The sequence below is a fragment of the Saliphagus sp. LR7 genome (assembly GCF_003344565.1).
Taxonomy (GTDB): domain Archaea; phylum Halobacteriota; class Halobacteria; order Halobacteriales; family Natrialbaceae; genus Saliphagus; species Saliphagus infecundisoli.
Window position 1 is genome coordinate 281695 of sequence record NZ_QPND01000003.1, and the last position, 19501, is coordinate 301195.

20 protein-coding genes are annotated in these 19501 nt (G+C 67.4%); 9 read left to right on the top strand and 11 right to left on the bottom strand.

Translation table 11 applies throughout. The annotated features are described in order from the left end of the window. Window positions 1-81 precede the first annotated feature (81 nt). Window positions 82-1206, top strand: coding sequence for a Gfo/Idh/MocA family protein (locus tag DVH23_RS06265; protein ID WP_114576578.1), 1125 nt, complete (start codon window positions 82-84; stop codon window positions 1204-1206). Between the two features lie 382 nt (window positions 1207-1588). On the opposite strand, the gene DVH23_RS06270 is transcribed toward DVH23_RS06265, so the two are convergent. After that, window positions 1589-2185 carry an ArsR family transcriptional regulator gene (locus DVH23_RS06270; RefSeq protein ID WP_114576579.1) on the bottom strand — a complete coding sequence of 199 codons (597 nt, stop codon included), beginning with the start codon at window positions 2183-2185 and terminating at the stop codon, window positions 1589-1591. Window positions 2186-2559: 374 nt separating this feature from the next. Here DVH23_RS06270 and DVH23_RS06275 point away from each other — a divergent pair, with 374 nt between their 5' ends. Further along, window positions 2560-3516 carry a transcription initiation factor IIB family protein gene (locus DVH23_RS06275; protein WP_114576580.1) on the top strand — a complete coding sequence of 319 codons (957 nt, stop codon included), beginning with the start codon at window positions 2560-2562 and terminating at the stop codon, window positions 3514-3516. Here DVH23_RS06275 and DVH23_RS24155 read toward each other — a convergent pair. Next, on the bottom strand, window positions 3509-3685 hold the full coding sequence (locus tag DVH23_RS24155) for a hypothetical protein (protein WP_198667861.1): 177 nt from the start codon (window positions 3683-3685) through the stop codon (window positions 3509-3511). The genes DVH23_RS06275 and DVH23_RS24155 overlap by 8 nt on opposite strands. A gap of 66 nt (window positions 3686-3751) precedes the next feature. Then, window positions 3752-5092 (bottom strand): metallophosphoesterase, encoded by a 1341-nt coding sequence (locus tag DVH23_RS06280; RefSeq protein ID WP_114576581.1) that lies wholly within the window; start codon window positions 5090-5092, stop codon window positions 3752-3754. Window positions 5093-5271: 179 nt separating this feature from the next. On the opposite strand from DVH23_RS06280, the gene DVH23_RS06285 reads away from it, so the two are divergent. Next, a complete protein-coding gene (locus tag DVH23_RS06285) occupies window positions 5272-6354 on the top strand; it encodes an LLM class flavin-dependent oxidoreductase (protein ID WP_114576582.1) in 1083 nt (360 codons plus the stop codon). Window positions 6355-6550: 196 nt separating this feature from the next. Then, the gene (locus DVH23_RS06290) at window positions 6551-6694 is read left to right on the top strand and encodes a rubrerythrin-like domain-containing protein (RefSeq protein WP_114576583.1); all 144 of its coding nucleotides are present in this window, start codon (window positions 6551-6553) and stop codon (window positions 6692-6694) included. Here DVH23_RS06290 and DVH23_RS06295 read toward each other — a convergent pair whose 3' ends face one another. Next, entirely contained in the window at window positions 6695-7174 is a 480-nt protein-coding gene (locus DVH23_RS06295; RefSeq protein WP_114576584.1) for a hypothetical protein, read from the bottom strand. A gap of 81 nt (window positions 7175-7255) precedes the next feature. On the opposite strand from DVH23_RS06295, the gene DVH23_RS06300 reads away from it, so the two are divergent. Continuing rightward, window positions 7256-8038, top strand: a complete 783-nt coding sequence (locus tag DVH23_RS06300; protein ID WP_114576585.1) for an HAD-IIA family hydrolase — start codon at window positions 7256-7258, stop codon at window positions 8036-8038. A 55-nt stretch (window positions 8039-8093) separates the two neighbouring features. Further along, window positions 8094-9152: a S66 peptidase family protein gene (locus DVH23_RS06305; protein ID WP_114576586.1), complete on the top strand. Its 1059-nt coding sequence runs from the start codon at window positions 8094-8096 to the stop codon at window positions 9150-9152. On the opposite strand, the gene DVH23_RS06310 is transcribed toward DVH23_RS06305, so the two are convergent. Next, the gene (locus tag DVH23_RS06310; RefSeq protein WP_114576587.1) at window positions 9149-9592 is read right to left on the bottom strand and encodes an acyl-CoA thioesterase; all 444 of its coding nucleotides are present in this window, start codon (window positions 9590-9592) and stop codon (window positions 9149-9151) included. The genes DVH23_RS06305 and DVH23_RS06310 overlap by 4 nt on opposite strands. A 91-nt stretch (window positions 9593-9683) precedes the next feature. Here DVH23_RS06310 and DVH23_RS06315 point away from each other — a divergent pair, with 91 nt between their 5' ends. Then, on the top strand, window positions 9684-11438 hold the full coding sequence (locus DVH23_RS06315; protein ID WP_114576588.1) for a TraB/GumN family protein: 1755 nt from the start codon (window positions 9684-9686) through the stop codon (window positions 11436-11438). Continuing rightward, window positions 11435-12061, top strand: coding sequence for a metalloprotease (locus tag DVH23_RS06320; protein ID WP_114576589.1), 627 nt, complete (start codon window positions 11435-11437; stop codon window positions 12059-12061). Before DVH23_RS06315 ends, DVH23_RS06320 begins: the two co-directional genes overlap by 4 nt. A gap of 1 nt (window position 12062) precedes the next feature. Here the strand turns inward: DVH23_RS06320 and DVH23_RS06325 are convergent, their stop codons facing one another. Then, window positions 12063-12701 carry an NAD(P)-dependent oxidoreductase gene (locus tag DVH23_RS06325; protein WP_114576590.1) on the bottom strand — a complete coding sequence of 213 codons (639 nt, stop codon included), beginning with the start codon at window positions 12699-12701 and terminating at the stop codon, window positions 12063-12065. 217 nt (window positions 12702-12918) lie between these two features. On the opposite strand from DVH23_RS06325, the gene DVH23_RS06330 reads away from it, so the two are divergent. Continuing rightward, a complete protein-coding gene (locus DVH23_RS06330) occupies window positions 12919-13206 on the top strand; it encodes an amphi-Trp domain-containing protein (protein WP_114576591.1) in 288 nt (95 codons plus the stop codon). 129 nt (window positions 13207-13335) lie between these two features. Here the strand turns inward: DVH23_RS06330 and DVH23_RS06335 are convergent, their stop codons facing one another. From DVH23_RS06335 to DVH23_RS06355, 5 genes are all read right to left on the bottom strand, one after another. Beyond that, window positions 13336-13854 carry a DUF21 domain-containing protein gene (locus DVH23_RS06335; RefSeq protein ID WP_114576592.1) on the bottom strand — a complete coding sequence of 173 codons (519 nt, stop codon included), beginning with the start codon at window positions 13852-13854 and terminating at the stop codon, window positions 13336-13338. Between the two features lie 283 nt (window positions 13855-14137). Further along, a complete protein-coding gene (locus DVH23_RS06340) occupies window positions 14138-15190 on the bottom strand; it encodes an ABC transporter permease (protein WP_114576593.1) in 1053 nt (350 codons plus the stop codon). Beyond that, window positions 15187-16317 carry an ABC transporter permease gene (locus DVH23_RS06345; protein ID WP_232833706.1) on the bottom strand — a complete coding sequence of 377 codons (1131 nt, stop codon included), beginning with the start codon at window positions 16315-16317 and terminating at the stop codon, window positions 15187-15189. Before DVH23_RS06345 ends, DVH23_RS06340 begins: the two co-directional genes overlap by 4 nt. After that, window positions 16314-17894, bottom strand: a complete 1581-nt coding sequence (locus tag DVH23_RS06350; protein WP_114576594.1) for an ABC transporter ATP-binding protein — start codon at window positions 17892-17894, stop codon at window positions 16314-16316. The genes DVH23_RS06345 and DVH23_RS06350 overlap by 4 nt, the downstream gene beginning before the upstream one ends. A gap of 4 nt (window positions 17895-17898) precedes the next feature. Continuing rightward, window positions 17899-19065 carry a BMP family protein gene (locus tag DVH23_RS06355; RefSeq protein ID WP_114576595.1) on the bottom strand — a complete coding sequence of 389 codons (1167 nt, stop codon included), beginning with the start codon at window positions 19063-19065 and terminating at the stop codon, window positions 17899-17901. Window positions 19066-19501: the final 436 nt, after the last annotated feature.

Genomic DNA, 19501 nt, shown 5'->3' on the forward strand with positions numbered 1-19501 from the left:
ACCGCCTACCGTTTTTTCACGACCGACCGTTCTATGGGGTAAGAGGATCACAACTAAACGGACGTTCGGGGTGGCCGACCCATGGTCGTCCGAACCGCAGTCGTCGGCGCCGGAACGATCGCCCGAACCCATCTGGCGGGCGTAAGCGAGAACCCGCGAACCGGCCTCGTCGCGGTCTGTGACCTCGACCGCGAGCGCGCGGAGGCGATGGGGAGCGAGTTCGACACCGACGCGGAGACCGACCTGTCGGTCGTCCTCGCGGACGTCGACGCGATCCACGTCTGCACCCCCGTCCAGACCCACTTCGAGATCGCCTCGCGGGCGATCAAGGCGGGGGTCGCGGTCCTGATCGAGAAGCCCGCGACGCTCGACTCGGGGGAGATAGAGGAGCTCCAGCGCCAGGCCGAGTCCGCGGGGGTCCCGGCGACGGTGGTCCACAACCACCTGTTCGATCCCGCGCTCCGGCGGCTTCGAGAGCGGATCGACGACGGCGAGCTGGGCCGGATTCGGGGCGTCGACGTGATCTACGGCGGGCTCACGCCGCCGGACACGGAAAACCGCGGCTCGTGGGTGTTCGAGCTCCCCGGCGGCGAGTTCGAGGAGGGACTCCCCCATCCGATCTATGCCGCCCTCGGGCTCGGGGGCTATCCCGAGGACGAGTCGTCGATCGACGCCCGGACTGCGCTCTCCCGGGAGTACGACGGCGGCTTCAGCTACGACCGGGCGCGGATCCAGTACGTCTCCGAGGCGGGCGCGCTCTGTAGCGTTACCATGCTCTCGGGGGGACTCCCGCTCCGGCTCCACGTCGTCTCGGGCACCGAGCGGGCGGTCGTCGTCGACGAGTTGAACCAGTCGGTCTCGACGGTCGAAGAGGACTACACCCGGTCGACGCTCGCCCGCTCGAAGCGCGGCCTCGACGTCTCGATGGCCCAGCTCTCGAGTTCGGTCTCGAACGCGCGGCTGGTTGCGGCCGAACGCGCCGGCGGCTGGGAGGCCGCCGCCAGAGCGACCTCCCACTTCGCGCTGTTCGATCGGTTCGCCCGCGCGGTCGCGGGCGACGGCGAGGTCCCGATCCCCCTGGAGCAATCCAAATGGACGATCAGAGCCCTCGAGGCGATCCGGGAGAGCGCCGCGCCCGACGGGCGGATCGTCACGAACTCCCCCGGAGCCGACGAGGTGACCGGGGAGCGGACGGAGCCGAGCTGATTCCGCGGGCGCTCACTCCCGATCCGGCCGAGGTCGGCGGGTGGACTATCAGGGTTTCGTGACACTGAATCCGGGTCAACGACCCTTTATCGGGGTTTATGCGACCGTTTTCGCATCCTCCCGGCGCCAACGGACCCATAAGTATAACCGTCGCTTCCCATCGGTCGGACGCGCTGGCACGCACCGGACGAGATCGGACCCGTGTCGGTAAGAGTCGATTACCGCGGTGAACCGTACCGCGGAGGACGGCGCCGCCGCTCGCGGGTTGGTATGGCTCCCGGCCAGGAACGGGTTGCTGGCACGCGAACCGTTCCGGACGAGGTACGGGCGTCGGGAGCCAGTGATAGCTACGGAGCCGATCGATAAAAGTCCTTCCCGCGGCTCACTCGACTCGAGAGAGCTTGTCGTCTACGGTCCGGCGCCGACGCCGGTTGACCACGCAGTGGGCCGCCGAGACGAACAGGAACGCGGCGACGACCAGCCCGGAGACGGCCGCGACCGGGGCGAGCGCGAGCGGCCCAACGCCGACGACGACCCCCGCGACGAGGACGGCGCCGACGACCGAAAGCGAGGCGTACCACCGGTCCCACCGGTCCCGGTAGTGGTTCTCGGTGTCGAGGTACATCAGAAGGAGGTCGGCGTTGTCGGCGAGGGTGATCAGCCCGCGGTCCTGGTCGTAATCGACGATCCCCGCGTCGTCCATCTTCGGGAGGTGGGTCTGGTAGAGCGCGACGTAGACCCGCTTTCGCTGGTCGGAGCTCAGGGCGGCGACCTCGGTGTCGTTCTCCCAGGCGGCGATCCGTTCGGCGAGCTCGCCGAGCGTGACCGTCGCCTCGTTCTCGAGGAGATAGGCGAGTACCTGCCGCCGCCGTCGGTTCTTCAGCAGTTCGAAGATCACGTCCTTGGAGAGTCGGTCGGTGTCTCCCTCCTCGGTCACCGACCGGATCTCGTCGGGAATCGAGGTGTCGACCGAGGACATCAGGTTCCCCCCTCGGATCCACCCCGGAACGCGACGGGAGTCGATCGGCAAGGAGTATTCCATCGTTGGTCGAGTTCGATAGAGGTTGGCATCACAGCGGATTCACCACCTCCTACGCCAACGCTTTCGGTGATAAACGCGGGTACGTTTTGCAGGGGTTGCAAACCCACACGGACCGACGGCGACGAGCCGGCAGCGTCGGGGCCCCTCCCTGCGAAAGCCGAGCTTACGTCGCTGCCCGTCGGGAGCCAGATCCGGGTTCCGCGGTCGGCGATTACGGCGCTCGAACGGCCCGATGTCGGCCCGCAGAAAGGATCCCTTTCCCGCGAAACTATGTCGCCCGCTTACGGGGGGAGACGGCCTCTCCACCATCGATGACGCGGTCCATCACCACCCACGTCGACGACGAACGGGTCGAGACGACTACCGGCCGGTGTCCGGACTGTGAGACCGACACCGTCGTCAGCGATCCGGACCGCGGCGAACGGGTCTGTGCGGACTGCGGGCTCGTCGTCGACGACGAACCGATCGACTACGGCCCCGAGTGGCGGGCGTTCACCGCCAGAGAACACGAGGATCGCGCCCGCGTCGGCGCGCCCCTGACCGAGGCGATGCACGACCGGGGGCTGACCACCACGATCGACTGGCGCAATCGCGACGCCAACGGTCACTCGATGTCCGCCGAAAAGCAGGGACAGCTCCACCGCCTGCGGGTCTGGCAGGAGCGCATCCGGACGAAGAACGCCGGCGAGCGAAACCTGAAGTACGCCCTGAGCGAGATCGACCGGATGAGCAGCGCCTTGGGCCTCCCGCGCTCGGTCAAGGAGACCGCGAGCGTCATCTACCGGCGGGCCTTAGACCGGGATCTCATCCGCGGCCGGTCGATCGAGGGCGTCGCGACCTCGGCGCTGTATACGGCCTGCCGCGAGGAGGGCATTCCCCGAAGCTTGGAGGAGGTAACGGCCGTCGCACGGGTCGACCAGCGCGAGATCGGACGCACCTACCGCTATATCGCCGACGAACTCGACATCAATCTGGAGCCGACGAACCCCCGCCAGTTCGTCCCGCGCTTTTGCTCGGAACTCGAGGTGAGCACCGAGGTCGAAACCCGAGCCGTCGAGATCATCGAGGAGACGACCGCGCTCGGACTCCACTCGGGGAAGTCGCCGACGGGGTACGCCGCCGCGGCGATCTACGCCGCGGGGCTGCTCTGTGAGGAGACGATCCCTCAGCGTGCGGTCGCCAAAACCGCGAACACGACCGTCGTCACCGTCAGGAACCGCTACCGGGAACAGCTCAAGGCGATCGACGCCGCGCCGCCGGCTACATGATCGAGCGCTCGTCGCTCTCGTAGGTCTCCTCGTCCAGAAGCGCGTGGAGGCTCGCGTAGGGGACGAACGCGACGAACCGGTCGTCGCCGTCGTACAGCTCGACGCCGTTCTCGTCGCGCTCGTAGCGCTCGCAGACGACCTGTCCCTCGGGGAGGATCGCGCGGTACATGGACGGGGATACGACGGCCGGAAAGATAGCCTTTCTCCCGAGGACGGGTCCCTCGACCGGGTTCGCTCACGTAGACTGTTCGGGAAGGCGTTCTCGAGGGATTTCCCGGCCAGATTGGACGACGTGGCGGTCGGGGAGGTCGGGTTCGGGCTCCCGGCCGACAGTGAAGAAGCGCTCCGTCCGGGTGAGTTCCTCGCTGGCGGGACTGGGTTTTGTGATCCGCTCGTACTCGACGGCAACCCCCTCCTCGACGGGCTCGATCCGGACGGCGGCGAGCTGGTAGGAGGGGTAGAAGACCGGGGGGAGGATCCCGATGACGCCGTCCCGGCGGTGGAGCCGTTTGAGCCAGGTGCCGGTGTTGACCAGTAGCCCGCCGGCGACCTCCCGGGTCCCCGGGCGGTGGGTGTGGCCGTAACAGAAGATCGTCGTCTCCCCGTCGGCGAAGGTCTCGCGGGCGGCCGCCTCGTAGGGCCGTTCGGGATCGACGGTGAGGTCGGTCTCGAAGACGCCGAAGCGGTCGATCGTCTTGCGGACGTCCCGCCGGATGAAGTACAGCGGGATCCCGACGAGCAGAATGAGGCCGGCGAGGGTCGCGTTGACCGCAAGGAAGAACCAGGCCGCGGTCCCGGCGCGGCCGAACTGCCCGAGGAAGGCGGTCGCGCCCTCGACGGGTGCAGACCAGATCCCGAGGAGGTCCAGTCCCGCCAGCACCGCCATGAGCGCGCTGACGTTGAACAGGAGGAGGAAGGGGACCAGCGAGTACCGGATGAGGGGGTTCATCTCCCGGTAGAAGTACTTCGAGAGCAGCCAGATCGGCATCCGCTCGGTCGGCGTCACGGCTTGGACGTCCTTCATCCAGTTGTACCGTCCGCGATCCGAGAGCTGGCCCGCCCGGCTCGTCACGAGGGTGTTGTAGTAGTAGCCAAGCGGCGTCGCGGAGGGGTTGCCCCAGTCCTCGATCCGGTTGTTCGGGTCCTGGCGGTGGCCGTGTTCGAAGTGGACGGTCTGGTCGCCGACCCGGCGGTCGATCGACTGCTCGCGGACGACGTCGACGTTGTACTCGGCGAAGCGCTCGACGTACTCGTCGTAGGCCGCGAGCTCGTGGTCGTGGTTGCCCGGCACCAGCGTGATCGGCACCGACTCGCCGGTCGCACGGAACTGGGAGAACAGTTCGGGGTAGGTCTCCTCGAGCAGATCGAACTTCTCGACTCCCTCGACGGTCGTGAACTCCCAGAGCCCGAAGGCGTCGCCGTTGATTATCAACTCGGCCTCCTCGTCGCTCGTCTCGAGGCGTTCCAGAAAGGAGAGCAACTCGTCTATGAACTCCACCTCCTCGAGCTGCTCGTCGCCGCCGATGTGGAGGTCGCTGATCACGTAGTAGACCCGGTCGTCGGCGTCGGCGGTCATCGACTCCTACCACCGGGCCCGTCTCAAAAGGCGTTGTCATCGCCGTCGGAACCTCGAGGCGATGGCCCTCGAACCCCGTCGACTCGACGCGTGGGCCGTGGTGGTCGTCTCGACGATTCGGGCCACCGGCGGCGGGTTCGGAGGGAAACGTTTAGTCGCCGGCCCCGAGACCACCCGCCATGAGCCGATCCAGTCACGACTCGATCGCCTTCGGCTGCCAAGTCGTCCGTTACGACGACGTCGAGGGCTCGATCGCCGACGCCGTCCGGGCCGAGGAGGCGGGGTTCGACGCCGTCACCGTTCCCGATCACCTCTTTCACCCGACGGGCTCCGAGGAGTTCCTGGTCGATCCGCCCTGGGAGGCGTTTACGGTTCTGGGCGCGATCGCCCAGCGCACCGACAGCGTCCGGCTGCTGCCCGGCGTCGCCGACTCCGTGCGCCGCCATCCCACCGAGATCGCCCACGCCACCGCCACGATAGACCAGATGAGCGGCGGGCGCGCGGGGCTGGGAATCGGCGCCGGCGAGGCCTTTACGTTCGCGCCGATCGAGGACGTCGACTGGTCGGACCCTTTCGGCCGGTTCGTCGAGACCGTCGAGATCGTCGAGGAGCTCTGGGACTCGACCGCCGAGGAGCCCCTCTCCTACGACGGGGAGTTCTTCGAACTGGCCGACGCCCACATGGGACTGAAGCCGACCCGAGAGTCGGGGCCGCCGATCTGGGTCGGCGGCTACGGCGACTCGATGCGCGGCTTCGCCGGCGCGGTCGCCGACGGCTGGTTCCCCTGGATCCACGCGCCCGAACAGTACGAGGCGGATCTCCAGCGGGTGCTCGACTCCGCCGAGGAGCGCGGGCGCGACCCCACAGAGATCGACCGGGCGGTGATGGTCCCGACGACCGTCTCCGCGGACGGCGACGCCGCCCGCGAGGCCGCCGTCGAGCGAAACCGGACGAGCCTCGCCCTGCGCCCGCCGCTGCTCGCGAAGATGGGCTACGAGGAGGTCGCCGAGGAGACGCCGATCATGTACGAGATGGCCTTCGAAGAGGAACAGGAGGAGCGCCTGCTCGCGGCCGCCGAGCGGATCCCCGACGAGGCCGTAGACCGGGTGACGGTCTCGGGGACGCCCGAGGAGGCGATCGCCGACGTCGAGCGGTTCGCGGAGGCAGGGGTCGATCACCTCGTCCTCATCCCCGTCGGCGACTTCGAGGAGACGATGGACCACTACGAGGAGACCATCATCCCCTACTTCCGGGAGCAGTAGCAGCCGGGAACGGGGGTCATCCGCGTCGACCGCGAGCGATGCCTGCCGTACCCGCACAGAGACCAACCGACTGGCGTCGAACCGCCGATCGTCACGCACCACGCCGGAGCGAGTGATAATACACCACTAGTTCTGCGGCATCGTTTTAAGATCGTTGGGGAAAACACCTATTCCCGTTCGATCCCCGTATCGTGGTATGGTACACCAAGACCCATACACGTCCGATCGGAGCTACTACGAGTGCCGGGACTGCGGGAGCCGGGCGACCGCCGAGCGTACCCCCGCCGCCTGTCCCGACTGCGGCGGCCGGGTCCGAAACATCGGCGTTCCCCGCGAGTAATCAGAAGTCGGGAAGGTCTTCGGGAGGTTCGTAGTCGGCCTCCCAGTCGACGTACTCCTCTTTGAGCACCACGGAAACGATCTGGCCGAACTCCGTGAGTTCGGCGTTGATCGCCGACACCGTCCCCCAGGAGTCGATGTCGGGATGGTACTCGCGCTCGCGCCAGTCCTCGGGAATCCCCGGCGCGTGATAGCCCACGCGGTCGGCGAAGTCGTCCCAGAAGAAGTCGAACTCGCCGAACATCCCCAGGTCGCGGGCGATCTCGTACTCCCGTTTCTCCAGGTCGGCGTCGTCGGCCCACTCCGAGAAGGCCTCCTCCCAGGCGCCCTCCTCGAGAAAGGCCTGGAGGTCCTCCCTGTGGTAGTCGGCGTCGGTGGCGTCGACGCCGCTTCCCTCGCCGCCGATGGTCGCGTCCTCGTACTCGTTGGGATCGACGACCGACAGCTCGGGAGGGTCGGGCGTCTCGACGGAGAGTGCCATGGGCGGAGTTCGAGGGGTTCACCGATAAGGATTGCCCAGCGGACCCGAACACTCAACCCGCCGGCGACCCACCGTCCAGCGATGACGACACGGGCGGCCATCGTCGACGTCGACGGCACGATCGTCCGATCCGAGGAACTGATCCCCGGCGCGGTCGAGGGGCTTCGAGCGATCGAGGAACGCGGCCTCTCCCGGCTGTTGTTCTCGAACAACCCGACGCGTGCCGGGGACCACTACGTCGAACGGCTCGCGGCCCACGGCCTCGAGATCGACCCCGCCGACGTACTCACCTCGGGGACGGTGACCGCGGCCCATCTCGCCGAACACCACCCGGGAACGGCGGTCTACCTCGTCGGCGAGGATCGGTTGGAGAGGCTGCTCGAGGAAGCGGGCCTCCGGGTGACCGACGACCCCGAGCGGGCGGGGATCGTGGTCGGCTCGATCGACCGGGACCTCTCGTACGACACCCTGGCGGGGGCGATTCCGGCGCTCGAACGGGACCTGCCGTTCTACGGTACCGATCCCGACACCACGATCCCCGGCTCCGGGGGCCCGGTTCCCGGCTCGGGCGCGATCCTCGCCGCGATGGCGGCCGTCGCGGGCCGGGAACCCGACGCGGTCCTGGGAAAGCCCTCCGCGATCGCCGCCGAGGCCGCCCTCGAGACCCTCGGCACTGACCCCGCCGAGACGGTCGTCGTCGGCGACCGCCTCGACACCGACGTCGCGCTGGGCGAGGCGGCGGGGATACAAACGGCGCTCGTCCTGACGGGGATCACCGACCGGGACGACCTCGCCGAAAGCGACGTCGAGCCGGACTACGTCCTCGAGAGTCTGGGGGAGATCGAGCGGGTCCTCGAGGAGTGAGAGGCGTTCCCGGGGCGGGAGAACCTACTTGGGTGCGCTCGAAGACTTCACCCACATGGACGAGTTCGTCACCCCGCCACCCCTCGAACGGGGCGACCGGATCGCGATCGTCGCGCCCGCGTCGAACCCGAGGGAGGACGCGCCACACGTCTACGACCTCGGCATAGAGCGACTGCGAGAGGTTTTCGACCTCGAGCCGGTCGAGTTCCCGACGGCTGAGAAGAGCGCGGATTATCTCTACGACCACCCCGCGGAGCGCGCCCGCGATATCGAGGAGGCGTTCGCCGACCCCGAGATCCGCGGCGTGATCGCCGTCATCGGCGGCAACGATCAGGTCCGGATCCTCGACCATCTCGATCGGAAGGTCCTGCGGGAGAACCCGACGCGGTTCTACGGCTACAGCGACAACACCCACCTCGAACTGGCGCTGTGGAACCTTGGGATCGTCTCCTTCTACGGCCCGGCGGTGATGGTCGAACTCGCGATGGACCGCGAACTGTTCGACCATACCCGCGAGTACGTCGAGCGCGCGCTCTTTGCCGACTCGCTGGGCGAGGTCGAGCCCGCCGAGCGGTTCACCGACGAGCCCGGCGACTGGACCGATCCCGACTCCCTCGCGGAGCCCCGAGACACCGAGTCGAGCCCGGGGTGGACGTGGGCCGGCGGCGACCGCGCGGTCTCCGGGCGCGTCTGGGGTGGCTGCCTCGAAATCATCGACCAGCGCCTGCTCTCGGGGCTCGACCTCCCCGACGAGGAGCGCCTCGACGGTGCGGTGCTCGCCATTGAGACCTCCGAGGAGCTTCCCGATCCGGCGTGGGTCGCGGGCGTCCTGCGGGCGCTCGGCGAGCGCGGTCTCCTCGCGCGCTTTGCGGGCGTCCTCGTGGGGCGCCCACCCGCGCGCACCCACCTCGAGTCGAACCCCCCCGAGGCTCGGGAAGAGTATCGCAGGCGCCAGCGGGAGGCCGTGATCGAGGTGTTCGAGGAGTACAATCCCGATGCGCCCGTGGTCACCGGCCTCGAGTTCGGCCACGCCTGGCCGACCGTCCCGATCCCGATCGGCGGTCGGGTTGAGATCGACCCCGAACAGGAACGGGTCGCGTTCCCCGGCGGTTAGTCGTCGTTCTCGCCCGCGATGGCCTCCTCGCGCAGGCGGCGTCCGCGTTCGGTGGACGCAGTGAGTTCGGGGACGGGGGCCGGCTCGCGGTCGTCGTCGATGGCGACGAACGTGAAGTAGGCCTCGGTCGTCGGCTCCCGCTCGCCCGTTTGTAGCTCCTCGCTGTCGGCTCGCACCCGGACCCGAACGCTCGTCTCGCCGGCCGCGTAGACGTGGGCGGTGAGAAAGGCGGTCCGGCCGACCGGGATCGGCCGCTCGAACTCCATCCGGGAGACGCCGACGGTGACGCAGGTCTCGCCGGCGAAGCGCATCGCCGACAGCGAGGCGACCTCGTCCATCCATGCCATGAGGGGCCCGCCGCTGACCGTGCCGATCGTGTTCGCGTGATCAGGAAGGACCATTTCGCGGTTCTCGATGTAGGTGTCAGAGAGGGCGACCATCGACTGCGTTTGTCGGAGCGAGAAGAAGGGTCTTTCCAGTCCGTGACCCGCTTCGACACTGGTAAAAGCCATCGCCGACTTGTTCGCACCAATGACCGACGGCGGCGATCCGACCGTGCCCGAAGCCCCCGACACCGCGCCGCCGGAGGCCGAACAGGGCGAGGTCACCGTCCTCGGGACCGCCCACGTCTCCCACGCGAGCGTCGAGGACGTCCACGAGACCGTCGATCGGGAACGGCCGGACGTCGTCGCCGTCGAACTCGACGAGGGCCGCTATCGCCAGCTCCAGGGTGGCGCACCCGAGGACATCGAGGCGAGAGACCTCCTCTCGGGAAACACGGTCTTCCAGTTTCTGGCCTACTGGATGCTCTCCTACGTCCAGTCCAGGCTGGGCGAACGCTTCGACATCGAGCCCGGCGCGGACATGCGCGCAGCGATCGAGGCCGCCGGCCGAACCGGCGCCGGGGTCGCGCTCGTCGATCGGGACATCCAGGTGACGATGCAACGGTTCTGGACCCGTCTCTCGATGGCCGAGAAAGTGCGGATGGTCGGCGGGCTCGCGATGGGTGCGACCGACCCCCGGACGATCGCTCCGGCGCTCGGCGCCGGGTTCGGCCTCGTCACCGGGCTCGTCGCCGCGACCGTCCTCGCGCCGATGGTCGGCCTCGGGGGCGCGCTGGCCCTGGGGGTCACCGATCCCGGCGTCCTCCAGTATGCCGGCGCCGTCGGCGTCGGCGTCCTCGGGGGCGTCTTCCTGGGCCTGCTCGTCATCCCACCCCTCGGGCGGGGGCTGCTCGTCCAGGCGGCAAGCGGCGTCGCCGTCGGGATCGCGGCCTGTCTCGCCGTCGTCGCCACCGGGACCTTCGTCGGTCCGCTCTCGGCCGCGGCCTTCGAGAGCGCCGGCACGCTCGCGGTCCGCGGGCTCGTCGGCGTCCTCGCGGGCGTCGGGCTCGGCGGCCTCGCGGGAGCCGTCCTCGGGGTTGTCCTCGCGGACTCGGCGAGCGACGTCGAGGAGCTAGACGAGATCGCTATCGAGGAGATGACCGACGGCGACGTCGTCGCCGCGATGATGGAGGAGTTCCGCCAGTTCAGCCCGCGGGGTGCCCAGGCCCTGATCGACGAGCGCGACGCCTACATCGCCCACAAGCTCCACGCGCTTCGCCAGCAGGGCGTCGACGTCGTCGCCGTCGTCGGCGCGGGCCACAAGGCGGGGATAGAAGCCCACCTCGCGAACCCCGAGGGGCTTCCTCCCCTCGAGTCGATCACGGGAACGGCCTCGGGCCGGCGCTTCTCGGTCCTGAAGGTATTCGGCTACCTGATGGCGGTCGGTTTCGTCGCCTTCTTCGGCCTCCTGATCATGGCCGGGGTGCGCGACACCTTCCTCCTGCAGCTGTTCGCCGCGTGGTTCCTGTTCAACGGGATCTTCGCCTTTACCCTCGCGCGGCTCGCGGGTGCCCGGTGGGCGAGCGCGACCGTCGGGGGCGCCGTCGCCTGGCTCACGAGCATCAATCCGTTACTGGCGCCGGGCTGGTTCGCCGGCTACGTCGAACTCCGCTACCGGCCGATCAACGTCGGCGACATCGGCCGGTTGAACGAGATCATGGACGACACCGAACTCGCCCTGGAGGAGGCGTTCGCGGAGATGCTCGAGGTCCCCCTCTTCCGGCTGATCGTGATCGTCGCGCTGACGAACATCGGGAGCATGATCGCGTCCCTGCTGTTCGTGGTCGTCGTCCTCCCCTGGCTCGCGGGTCCGGAGTTCGGCGGGATCGACGCGCTCATGGGCGAACTCGTCGAGGGCGCCAGAAACAGCGCCGAGTTGATCGGCGGGGCGATCGGCGGATGAGCCAGAGCCACCGACGGCCCGCGGGCCTCTCCTTTTCGAACCGGGAGCTGTTCGACCTCGGGCTCGCCTGGCTCACGCTGAGCGTCGCCTTCGCGCTCCTGCTCCAGCCCCCCACCGTGGGCGCCTTCGAGCCCGGGGCGTTCGCCGCGATGATCGCGCTTTCGCTGCCGACGGTCGGCGTCGGCTTCCTGCTGCACGAACTCGCCCACAAGGTCGTCGCGATCCGGTTCGGCCAGATTGCGGAGTTCCGGGCGGACTACCAGATGCTTGCCCTCGCCGTCCTCTCGGCGCTCGTCGGCTTCCTGTTTGCCGCACCCGGCGCAGTCTACCACCGCGGCCGGATCACGGTCCGGGAGAACGGCCTGATCGCGCTCGCGGGGCCGCTGACCAACCACGCCCTCGCCGCCCTCTTCGCCCCCCTCCTCTTCGCGCCCGGCTTCCTAGGGACGATCGGCCACCTGGGCGTGCTCATCAACCTCTTTCTGGCCGCGTTCAACATGATTCCCTTCGGCCCCCTCGACGGCGCCTCCGTCAGGGAGTGGAGCACCCCGATCTTCCTCGTCGTCTTCGTCCCGAGCCTCCTGCTGGTCGTCGGCTTCCTGCTGACGTTCGGGCTCTGGTGAGCTAGTAGCCGACCCCGAGATAGGTGTAGAGGGCGTCGGCGTTCTCGAGTTCGTCGGCGAAGGCGACGGCGAAGTCCTCCATCGAGATATGGCTCTCGCCGTCGTCGTCGGCGACCAGCTCGCCGTCGGCAGTCCGGTACTCTCCGGTGCGCTCGCCGGGCTCGATCATCGCCGCGGGGGCGAGGTAGGTCCACTCGAGGTCGTCGGCCTCCCGGAGGACCTCGTAGGCGTCGATCGCGGCCCGCGCGAGGTCCTCCCAGTCGTCGGGGAATTCCTCGGTCTCGACGAGTTTCGTGCCGGGCGTGACCTCCAGGCCGCCCGCGCCGCCCGTCCAGACGAGCCGATCGACCGACGCGCGCCGCAGGCCTTCGATAGTGGCTCGCATCATCTCCTCGAGCACGGCGGGCGAGTCGTCCTCGCCCGGCCCCAGCGCCGACCCGACGGCGTCGTGGCCGGCGGCGAGGCGGCCGATCTGGTCGGGGTCGGTCGCGTCGCCCGCGATCGCGGTGAACTGGGCGTGGTCGATCCCCTCGACGGTCCCGCTCCGGGAGACGCCCGTGACCGCGTGTCCCCGGTCGAGCAGTTCGGCCGCGATTCGCCGTCCGATCCGTCCGCTGGCGCCGAGCAGGAGGACGTCCATACCCGAGGATCGTCGAGCGATCACAAGAGGTTTTCCCGACGGGCGACGGCGGTCGCCGAACGCGCTCGTGAGCGGTCCGCGCCTGCGGAGCGGTACTAACGAGAGATCAGTGGATGGTGGTGAGCGAACCGCTACGCTGGTGCGACATACAGGGGATGCAACAAAGAGATCTCAACAGAGGAGTGTAGTTATCAACATGGGCGGTGTATGTCTCGATATGCCCGAAGAAGTGCTGTTCAAATCGGAAAGCGATCAGAGTCGAGAGGAGATCGCATCGTACCTTCACCGTGTAGCCGAGAAATTAGAACAAGGGGGCGATATCACGCTGAATTCGGGAGCCGATTCCCTAACGATGGAGCCTCCAGCTCGCCCGACGTTCGAGGTCAAAGCCGAACGTGAGGGACCAACGGACGGCCCCGGTGAATTGAGTCTCGAGTTCGAACTCGAATGGGACGAGAACGATAGTAAAGAAGAGAGTGGGAGCGACCAGCTAGAAATCGAGTGATCGATTAGCGCTGTGGATTCGGCACGGCACGCGCACCCTCTGAATTTTCCAAGCTGGATACATCTGCGTTAGAGCTAGAAATATATCGGTTAGTATAGGAGGGCGAGAACCTGCGGAAAGTACGGCTGATCAGTCATCGAGATATGGGTTCTCGATGTGTTGATCGCCCCCGATACGTGCCGTCAACCACCGAGTGACGATATCGAACATCGCAACGAGTGGACCCAATGCGCGTTCGATGTACGAGATCGGGCGGGCGACACGTAGACTCCACGACTCTGCATGGCCGAGACCGTAGGATTTCGGTACGATTTCTCCGAAGACGAGGATGAGAACGCTCACGCTGAGTGTTGCTATCACGACGGTGAACCCAGGGGGAACGACCCGGGCGACGAGAAGTGTGATGATGCTAGTAAGGGCGATGTTGACGAGGTTGTTTCCGACCAGCAGCGTGACGAGGAGTCGATGCGGGTTCGCACGGAGTTGTTGGAGTGTTCGGCTTTCGCTTGTCCTGTCTTCGGTAGCGCTCTGCATCCATTCATCCTGGAGCGAAAAGATTGCTGACTCACTGCTGGAAAAGAACGCACTTAATAACAATAGAACTACAACTGCGAGAAGCGATGAGACCAAGGTCAAGTATGTACTCATACGTGACTCGTACGCCGATAGGTGTATGAATACGGGTGGTTGATTTGCAGGCGCGATGTAACGCGAGAATCAGATCGGTCTCCATTGAAATCATCCGGTGTGGAGCGTCGAGAACGGATCGATAGGGGATACTCCCCGGAGCTCCAAAACACACGAGTCCGCGACAGATCCCTACTCGAGGACAGTACACGGCTTGCTGACGGAGAGGGATCGTATAGTCCGCTCGTTCACCGACGAAATCACGAGCGAGATGGGATCTCGCCGAAATCGGCGTGCCGTACCCCTAGTCCTCGCTCTCGTAGGGCTCGCCGACCGAGGAGGGCATCCGGGTCTTCCCCCACGCCGAGAGGACGACGAGGACGGCGACGTACGGCAGGAGGTTGACCAGCCGCGAGGAGACCTCGATGCCGACGGTCTGGAACTGGACGTTCAGCATGTCGAGGGCGCCAAAGAGCAACGCGGCGGCGGCGGCCCCGACCGGGTTGTAGTTGCCAAAGAGGTAGGCGACGATTGCGATCCATCCCCGGCCGTCGGTCATCGTGTCGCCGGTTCCGACGAAGTTGCCGGCGTGGGCGAGCAGGACGGCGCCGCCCAGTCCCGCCATCGCCCCCGAGAAGATCACCGTCGCGTACCGGACGCGGTCGACGTCGATCCCCGCGGTGTCGAGGGCCTCGGGGTTCTCGCCGGCCGCCTGGATCCAGTAGCCGTAGCGGGTCCGATAGAGGACGACCCAGGCGACGGCGACGACGACGACGGTCAACAGGACGAGCGGCGACTGGTCGAAGACGATCGAGCCCACCACTGGAAGCTCTCTGAGGCCAGGGACCGCGACGTCGTCGACGCTCGCGAGCCCTGGACTGCTTCTGCTGTCCCAGATCATCGCCGCCACGAAGGGGGCGAAGCCGAGGCCGATGAACCACACCGCGAGACCGGCGACGATCTGGTCGGCCTTGTACCGGATCAACAGGGCCGCAAAGGCCACGGTCAGACAGGCGGTGATCGCCATCGAGCCGGCGATCGCGAGCCAGACGTGGGCCTGGGTCGGCGAGGTCCCGCCGAGCCCGTAGAGCAGCCCCGCCGCGGCGATCGCTCCGACGATCATGAACCCCTCGAGCCCGATGTTGAAGACGCCGCTCTTCTCGGCGTACAGCCCCCCGATCGCCGCCAGCGCGATCGGGGTCGCCATCTCGAGCGACCGGTTGACGAACCCGACCGTGATGAGCCGCTCGAGGGCGATATCGAACTGTGTGCTCGCCACCGCCCCGAGACCGATCACGACGACGGCGGCGAGCGCGACCAGTCCGCCGAAACGGAGGCGTCGGTCGGCGACGCTCATCGCCGGTCACCCCCGAGGCCGGTCCGGGCGGCGGCCATCCGGAACAGCTCCGGGGCCGCGACGAAGAGGACGACGAGCCCGACGATGCCGTCGATCAACTGGACGGGGACGTCGCTGTTGATCTGGATGTGAGAGCCACCGGACTCGAGCCCGCCGAAGAGCAGGCCCGCGGGGACGACTCCGAGGGGGTTGTTCGCCGCGAGCAGGCTGACGGCGATCGCGTCGAAGCCGTAGTTACCGACCCCGTTCGGGTCGGTGTAGTAGCCCTGGATCATGATCGCGAACACCGCGCCCGCGAGCCCGGCGACCATCCCCGAGACGGTCATCGTCGAGACGATCATCCGTTTGGCGTCGACGCCCGAGTAGGTCGCGGCGGCCCCCTGGTGGCCGCTCGTCACCATGTCGTAGCCGAAACTCGTCCGGCTCATGAGGAGTGCGACGGCCGCGACGACCGCGAGCGTGGCGACCAGGCCGACGATCGAGAGGTTCGGGTCCGAAAAGATCACCGACGGAAGCTCGACGTTGTCGGGAAGCCGCCGGGTCCGCATCGCGGTCACCTCGGGGTCGCTGAAGCGTCCGGCGACGAGCCAGCCGACGAACCCCGTCGCGATGAAGTTCAGCATGATCGTGGTGATGATCTCGTTGGCTCCCCGGTAGGCCTTCAGTGCCCCCGGAAGCGCGGCGTACAGCCCGCCCGCGACGACCCCGGCGAGCGTTCCGACGACGATCAACAGCCAGCCGGCGGCCGTCCCCGCCGGCAGGTACGGCGCGAGCCCGACGATCGAGACGACGGTCGCGAACCCGCCGACGACGAACTGGCCCTGGACGCCGATGTTGAAGACGCCGGCACGGAAGGCGACCGCGACCGCGACCCCCGTCAGGACGAACAGCGTCGAGTACCGGAGCGTCCGCGAGATCGCCCGCTCGCCGCCGAACGAGCCGACGAGGAGCTGGTTCGCGAAGCGCACCGGGTCGTAGCCCGCCGCGGCGACGATGACCAGCCCGATACAGAGCGCGAGCAGCGTCGAGGCGAGGGCGATGGCGATCCGCTCGACCATCGTCGCCTCGAGGGCCCGATCCGCGAGCCGATCGATCGCCGGCCGGAGCCCCGAGCGCGCGTCGCTCACTCGACGACACCCCCCTCGTCTTCGAGCTCGCTTTCGTGGGGCCGGTCGTCCGCCTCCTCGAGGGAGCCGCCGGCCATCAACAGGCCGAGGTCCTCGTCGGTGACCGCGTCGGGGTCGACGACGCCGACGAACTCGCCTTCATACATCACCGCGATCCGGTCCGCGAGCTTCCGGATCTCCTCGAGTTTCGAGGAGACGACGAGCACCGCGAGCCCGGCGTCCCGGAGCTCGATCAGCCGGTTGTGGATGAACTCGATCGAGCCGATGTCGACCCCTCTGGTCGGGTGGGAGGCGACCATCAACTCGGGGTCGTGGCCGATCTCCCGGCCGACGATGAACTTCTGTTGGTTCCCCCCCGACAGCGAGGCCGCCTCGGCGTCCGTCGCGGCCGGCTGGACGTCGAACTCCTCGACGACCGACTCGGCGTGGCCCTCGACGGCCCGCCAGTCGACGATCCCGCGACTGGCGTAGGGCTCGACCGTCTGGTTGCCCAGCAACGCGTTCCGGACGAGGTCGTAGTCCTGGACGAGTCCCTCGGTCTGGCGGTTCTCGGGGATGTAGGCGATCCCGCGTTCGATCCGCTGGCGGCGGCTCTCGACGGTGATCTCCTCGCCGTCGAGCCCGATCGTCCCCGACTCGACGCTCCGGAGCCCGACGATCGCCTCGGCGAGTTCGCGCTGGCCGTTGCCCTGGACGCCCGCGATCCCCAGGATCTCGCTCTCACGGACGGTCAGATCGACGCCCGCGACCTGCTCGCGACCCCGATCTCCCCGAACGGAGAGGTCCTCGGCCTCGAGGACGGCCTCGCCGGGGCTCGTCTCCCGGTCGAGCCGGTCGAAGAGGACGTCCCGGCCGACCATCATGCGTGCCAGCTCCCCCTCGGTCGTCCCCACCGCGGGAACGGTACCGATCGCCTCGCCATCCCGCAGGACCGTGACCCGGTCGGCGACGTCGAGGGCCTCGTCTAACTTGTGCGTGATGAAGATCAGCGACCGGCCGTCCGCCCGGAGGTCCCGCATGACGTCGATCAGGGCGTCGACCTCCTGGGGGGTGAGCACGGCCGTCGGCTCGTCTAAGATCAGGATCTCGGCGCCGCGATAGAGGCTCTTGACGATCTCGACGCGCTGTTGGGCGCCCAGATCGAGGTCCTCGATCGGGGTATCGAGCGGGAGCTCGAAGCCGTAGCGCCCGCAGATCTCCCGGATCTCGCGTCTCGCGCTCTCGTCGTCGACCAGCCCCCCCTCGGTCGGCTCGTGGCCCAGGATGACGTTCTGGAGGACCGTCATCGGCTCGACGAGCTGGAAGTGCTGGTGGATCATCCCGACGCCGGCGTCCATCGCCGCCCGCGGCGAGTCGAACGTCCGGCGCTCGCCGTCGACGTAGATCTCGCCGTCGTCCTCGTCGTAGAGCCCGTAGAGGACGCTCATCAGCGTCGTCTTCCCCGACCCGTTCTCGCCCAGCAGCGCGTGGATCGATCCGGCCTCGAGCCGGAAGTCTACGTCGTCGTTCGCGACCACGTCGCCGAACCGCTTGGTGATCCCCTCGAGTCTGACCGCCGCGGTGTCGCGTTCGCCCATTCGCTCAGCAACTCGTCGGGCCACAGCTCAGCTCGATCTCGCCGTCGGCAAAGCCCTGTTTGGCGTTGTCGATCTCCTCTTGGACCCGGTCGGGGAGTTCGTCCTCGAACTCCTGGCCGATGACGAAGTCGATCCCCTCGTTTTCGAGGCTCAGGTTCTGCTCGCCGACCATCTCGTCGAACGTCCCCTCGACGACCGACTGGGCGACCTGATAGGTCGCCTCGTCTAAGGCCTTGACCGCCGACCCGATGATGATGTCGGCGTACTGCTCTTCGGTCACCGACTGGTCGACGTCGACGCCGATCCCGAACCGGCCGTTGTTCTGGGCGGCCGAGAACGCGCCCGCGCCCGCCGCCGAAGCGGCGTGCCAGACGATATCGGCCCCGTCGTCGATCTGGGAGGAAGCGACGTCCTCGACGCCGCTCGGGTCGTTGAAGCTGCCGCCGTAGCCGGTCAGCACCTCGACGTCCTCGTTGACCCACTCGGCGCCCTCGACGTAGGACTGCTCGAACGCCTGGATCAGGTCGTTTTCCTCGCCGCCGACGAAGCCGACGGTCGCGCTCTCGGGATCGGTCGCGGCCGCGTCGGTCTCGAACTCCTCGCCGGTCATCACGCCGGCGACGACCCCCGCGAGAAACGACATCTCGTTGTTCATCTCGATCCATCCCGAGACGTTCCCGGTGTCGACGACGTTGTTGATCAGCATCCAGTTCTGATCGGGGTAGTCCTCGGCGTTCGTCGTCAGCGCGTCCGTGTGGTTGTCGCTCACACAGACGATGAGGTCGTAGCCCTGGTCGGCGGCGTCGGCCTGGACCGACTCGTACTGGGCCTCCTCGGTCTCCTCGATCGTGTTGACCGCGAAGTCGAACTCGTCGGCGGCCTGCTCGAGTCCGTCGAGGGCGTTGTCGTTGAACGCGTTGTCGTCGAACCCAGCGGGACTCGAGATGATCGCCATCTCGTCGGCGCCACCGCCGCCGTTTCCGTTCCCGTTGCCGCTGTCGTTCCCGTTGCCGCTGTCGTTTCCGTTGCCGTTGCCGCCGTCGCCGCCGAGACAGCCCGCGAGCATCCCGCCCGCGATGACCGTCCCGCCCGTGGCGAGCACCGTTCGCCGGTCGATCGAATCCACGTTCCCCCCGTCGGACCCACCGTCTGCGTGCGTCTGTCGTTGCATTACTCGGATGTGAGTGACCGATCACATTAAGTGTATCTTCTGACGCGTCGTCTCCGGTCGGGAGAGACGGCCGGTCGTATCTGTGGCGACGCCCGGCAAGCGAGTCTCGCCGGAAGCGACCGAGACTGTATCGGCGGCCCTCGGTGGACGAATCGGGCGCCTGTAACTACACGGCATGTACGCGACATGGCTCTCACAACCACGACCTTTGGTCAAAAGCCAGGATAACTACGGACGAGAGGATCGCGAAGACCATCGTGACCACCCCGAAGAGATAGTATGGGTTTTCGAAATCGGGACTGGTGAGGAAGAGAAACAGTACGAACGACGACCCCATCAAACTGATTGCCGCTGCCCGGCTACTCGGGTCGTACGTAAAGTAGTCCCGAAAACCATTCAACATACAATCGTGTTACAGCCGTCATTTCATAATCAT

Excerpts from the sequence above, each read along its gene's own strand:
- DVH23_RS06300 (WP_114576585.1), top strand. The coding sequence starts at position 7,256 with ATGACGACACGGGCGGCCATCGTCGACGTCGACGGCACGATCGTCCGA.
- DVH23_RS06355 (WP_114576595.1), bottom strand. The coding sequence starts at position 19,065 with ATGCAACGACAGACGCACGCAGACGGTGGGTCCGACGGGGGGAACGTG.
- DVH23_RS06330 (WP_114576591.1), top strand. The coding sequence starts at position 12,919 with ATGCCCGAAGAAGTGCTGTTCAAATCGGAAAGCGATCAGAGTCGAGAG.
- DVH23_RS06290 (WP_114576583.1), top strand. The coding sequence starts at position 6,551 with ATGGTACACCAAGACCCATACACGTCCGATCGGAGCTACTACGAGTGC.
- DVH23_RS06265 (WP_114576578.1), top strand. The coding sequence starts at position 82 with ATGGTCGTCCGAACCGCAGTCGTCGGCGCCGGAACGATCGCCCGAACC.
- DVH23_RS24155 (WP_198667861.1), bottom strand. The coding sequence starts at position 3,685 with ATGTACCGCGCGATCCTCCCCGAGGGACAGGTCGTCTGCGAGCGCTAC.
- DVH23_RS06270 (WP_114576579.1), bottom strand. The coding sequence starts at position 2,185 with ATGTCCTCGGTCGACACCTCGATTCCCGACGAGATCCGGTCGGTGACC.
- DVH23_RS06280 (WP_114576581.1), bottom strand. The coding sequence starts at position 5,092 with ATGACCGCCGACGCCGACGACCGGGTCTACTACGTGATCAGCGACCTC.
- DVH23_RS06315 (WP_114576588.1), top strand. The coding sequence starts at position 9,684 with ATGACCGACGGCGGCGATCCGACCGTGCCCGAAGCCCCCGACACCGCG.
- DVH23_RS06350 (WP_114576594.1), bottom strand. The coding sequence starts at position 17,894 with ATGGGCGAACGCGACACCGCGGCGGTCAGACTCGAGGGGATCACCAAG.
- DVH23_RS06295 (WP_114576584.1), bottom strand. The coding sequence starts at position 7,174 with ATGGCACTCTCCGTCGAGACGCCCGACCCTCCCGAGCTGTCGGTCGTC.
- DVH23_RS06310 (WP_114576587.1), bottom strand. The coding sequence starts at position 9,592 with ATGGTCGCCCTCTCTGACACCTACATCGAGAACCGCGAAATGGTCCTT.
- DVH23_RS06285 (WP_114576582.1), top strand. The coding sequence starts at position 5,272 with ATGAGCCGATCCAGTCACGACTCGATCGCCTTCGGCTGCCAAGTCGTC.
- DVH23_RS06320 (WP_114576589.1), top strand. The coding sequence starts at position 11,435 with ATGAGCCAGAGCCACCGACGGCCCGCGGGCCTCTCCTTTTCGAACCGG.
- DVH23_RS06305 (WP_114576586.1), top strand. The coding sequence starts at position 8,094 with ATGGACGAGTTCGTCACCCCGCCACCCCTCGAACGGGGCGACCGGATC.
- DVH23_RS06275 (WP_114576580.1), top strand. The coding sequence starts at position 2,560 with ATGACGCGGTCCATCACCACCCACGTCGACGACGAACGGGTCGAGACG.
- DVH23_RS06340 (WP_114576593.1), bottom strand. The coding sequence starts at position 15,190 with ATGAGCGTCGCCGACCGACGCCTCCGTTTCGGCGGACTGGTCGCGCTC.
- DVH23_RS06325 (WP_114576590.1), bottom strand. The coding sequence starts at position 12,701 with ATGGACGTCCTCCTGCTCGGCGCCAGCGGACGGATCGGACGGCGAATC.
- DVH23_RS06335 (WP_114576592.1), bottom strand. The coding sequence starts at position 13,854 with ATGAGTACATACTTGACCTTGGTCTCATCGCTTCTCGCAGTTGTAGTT.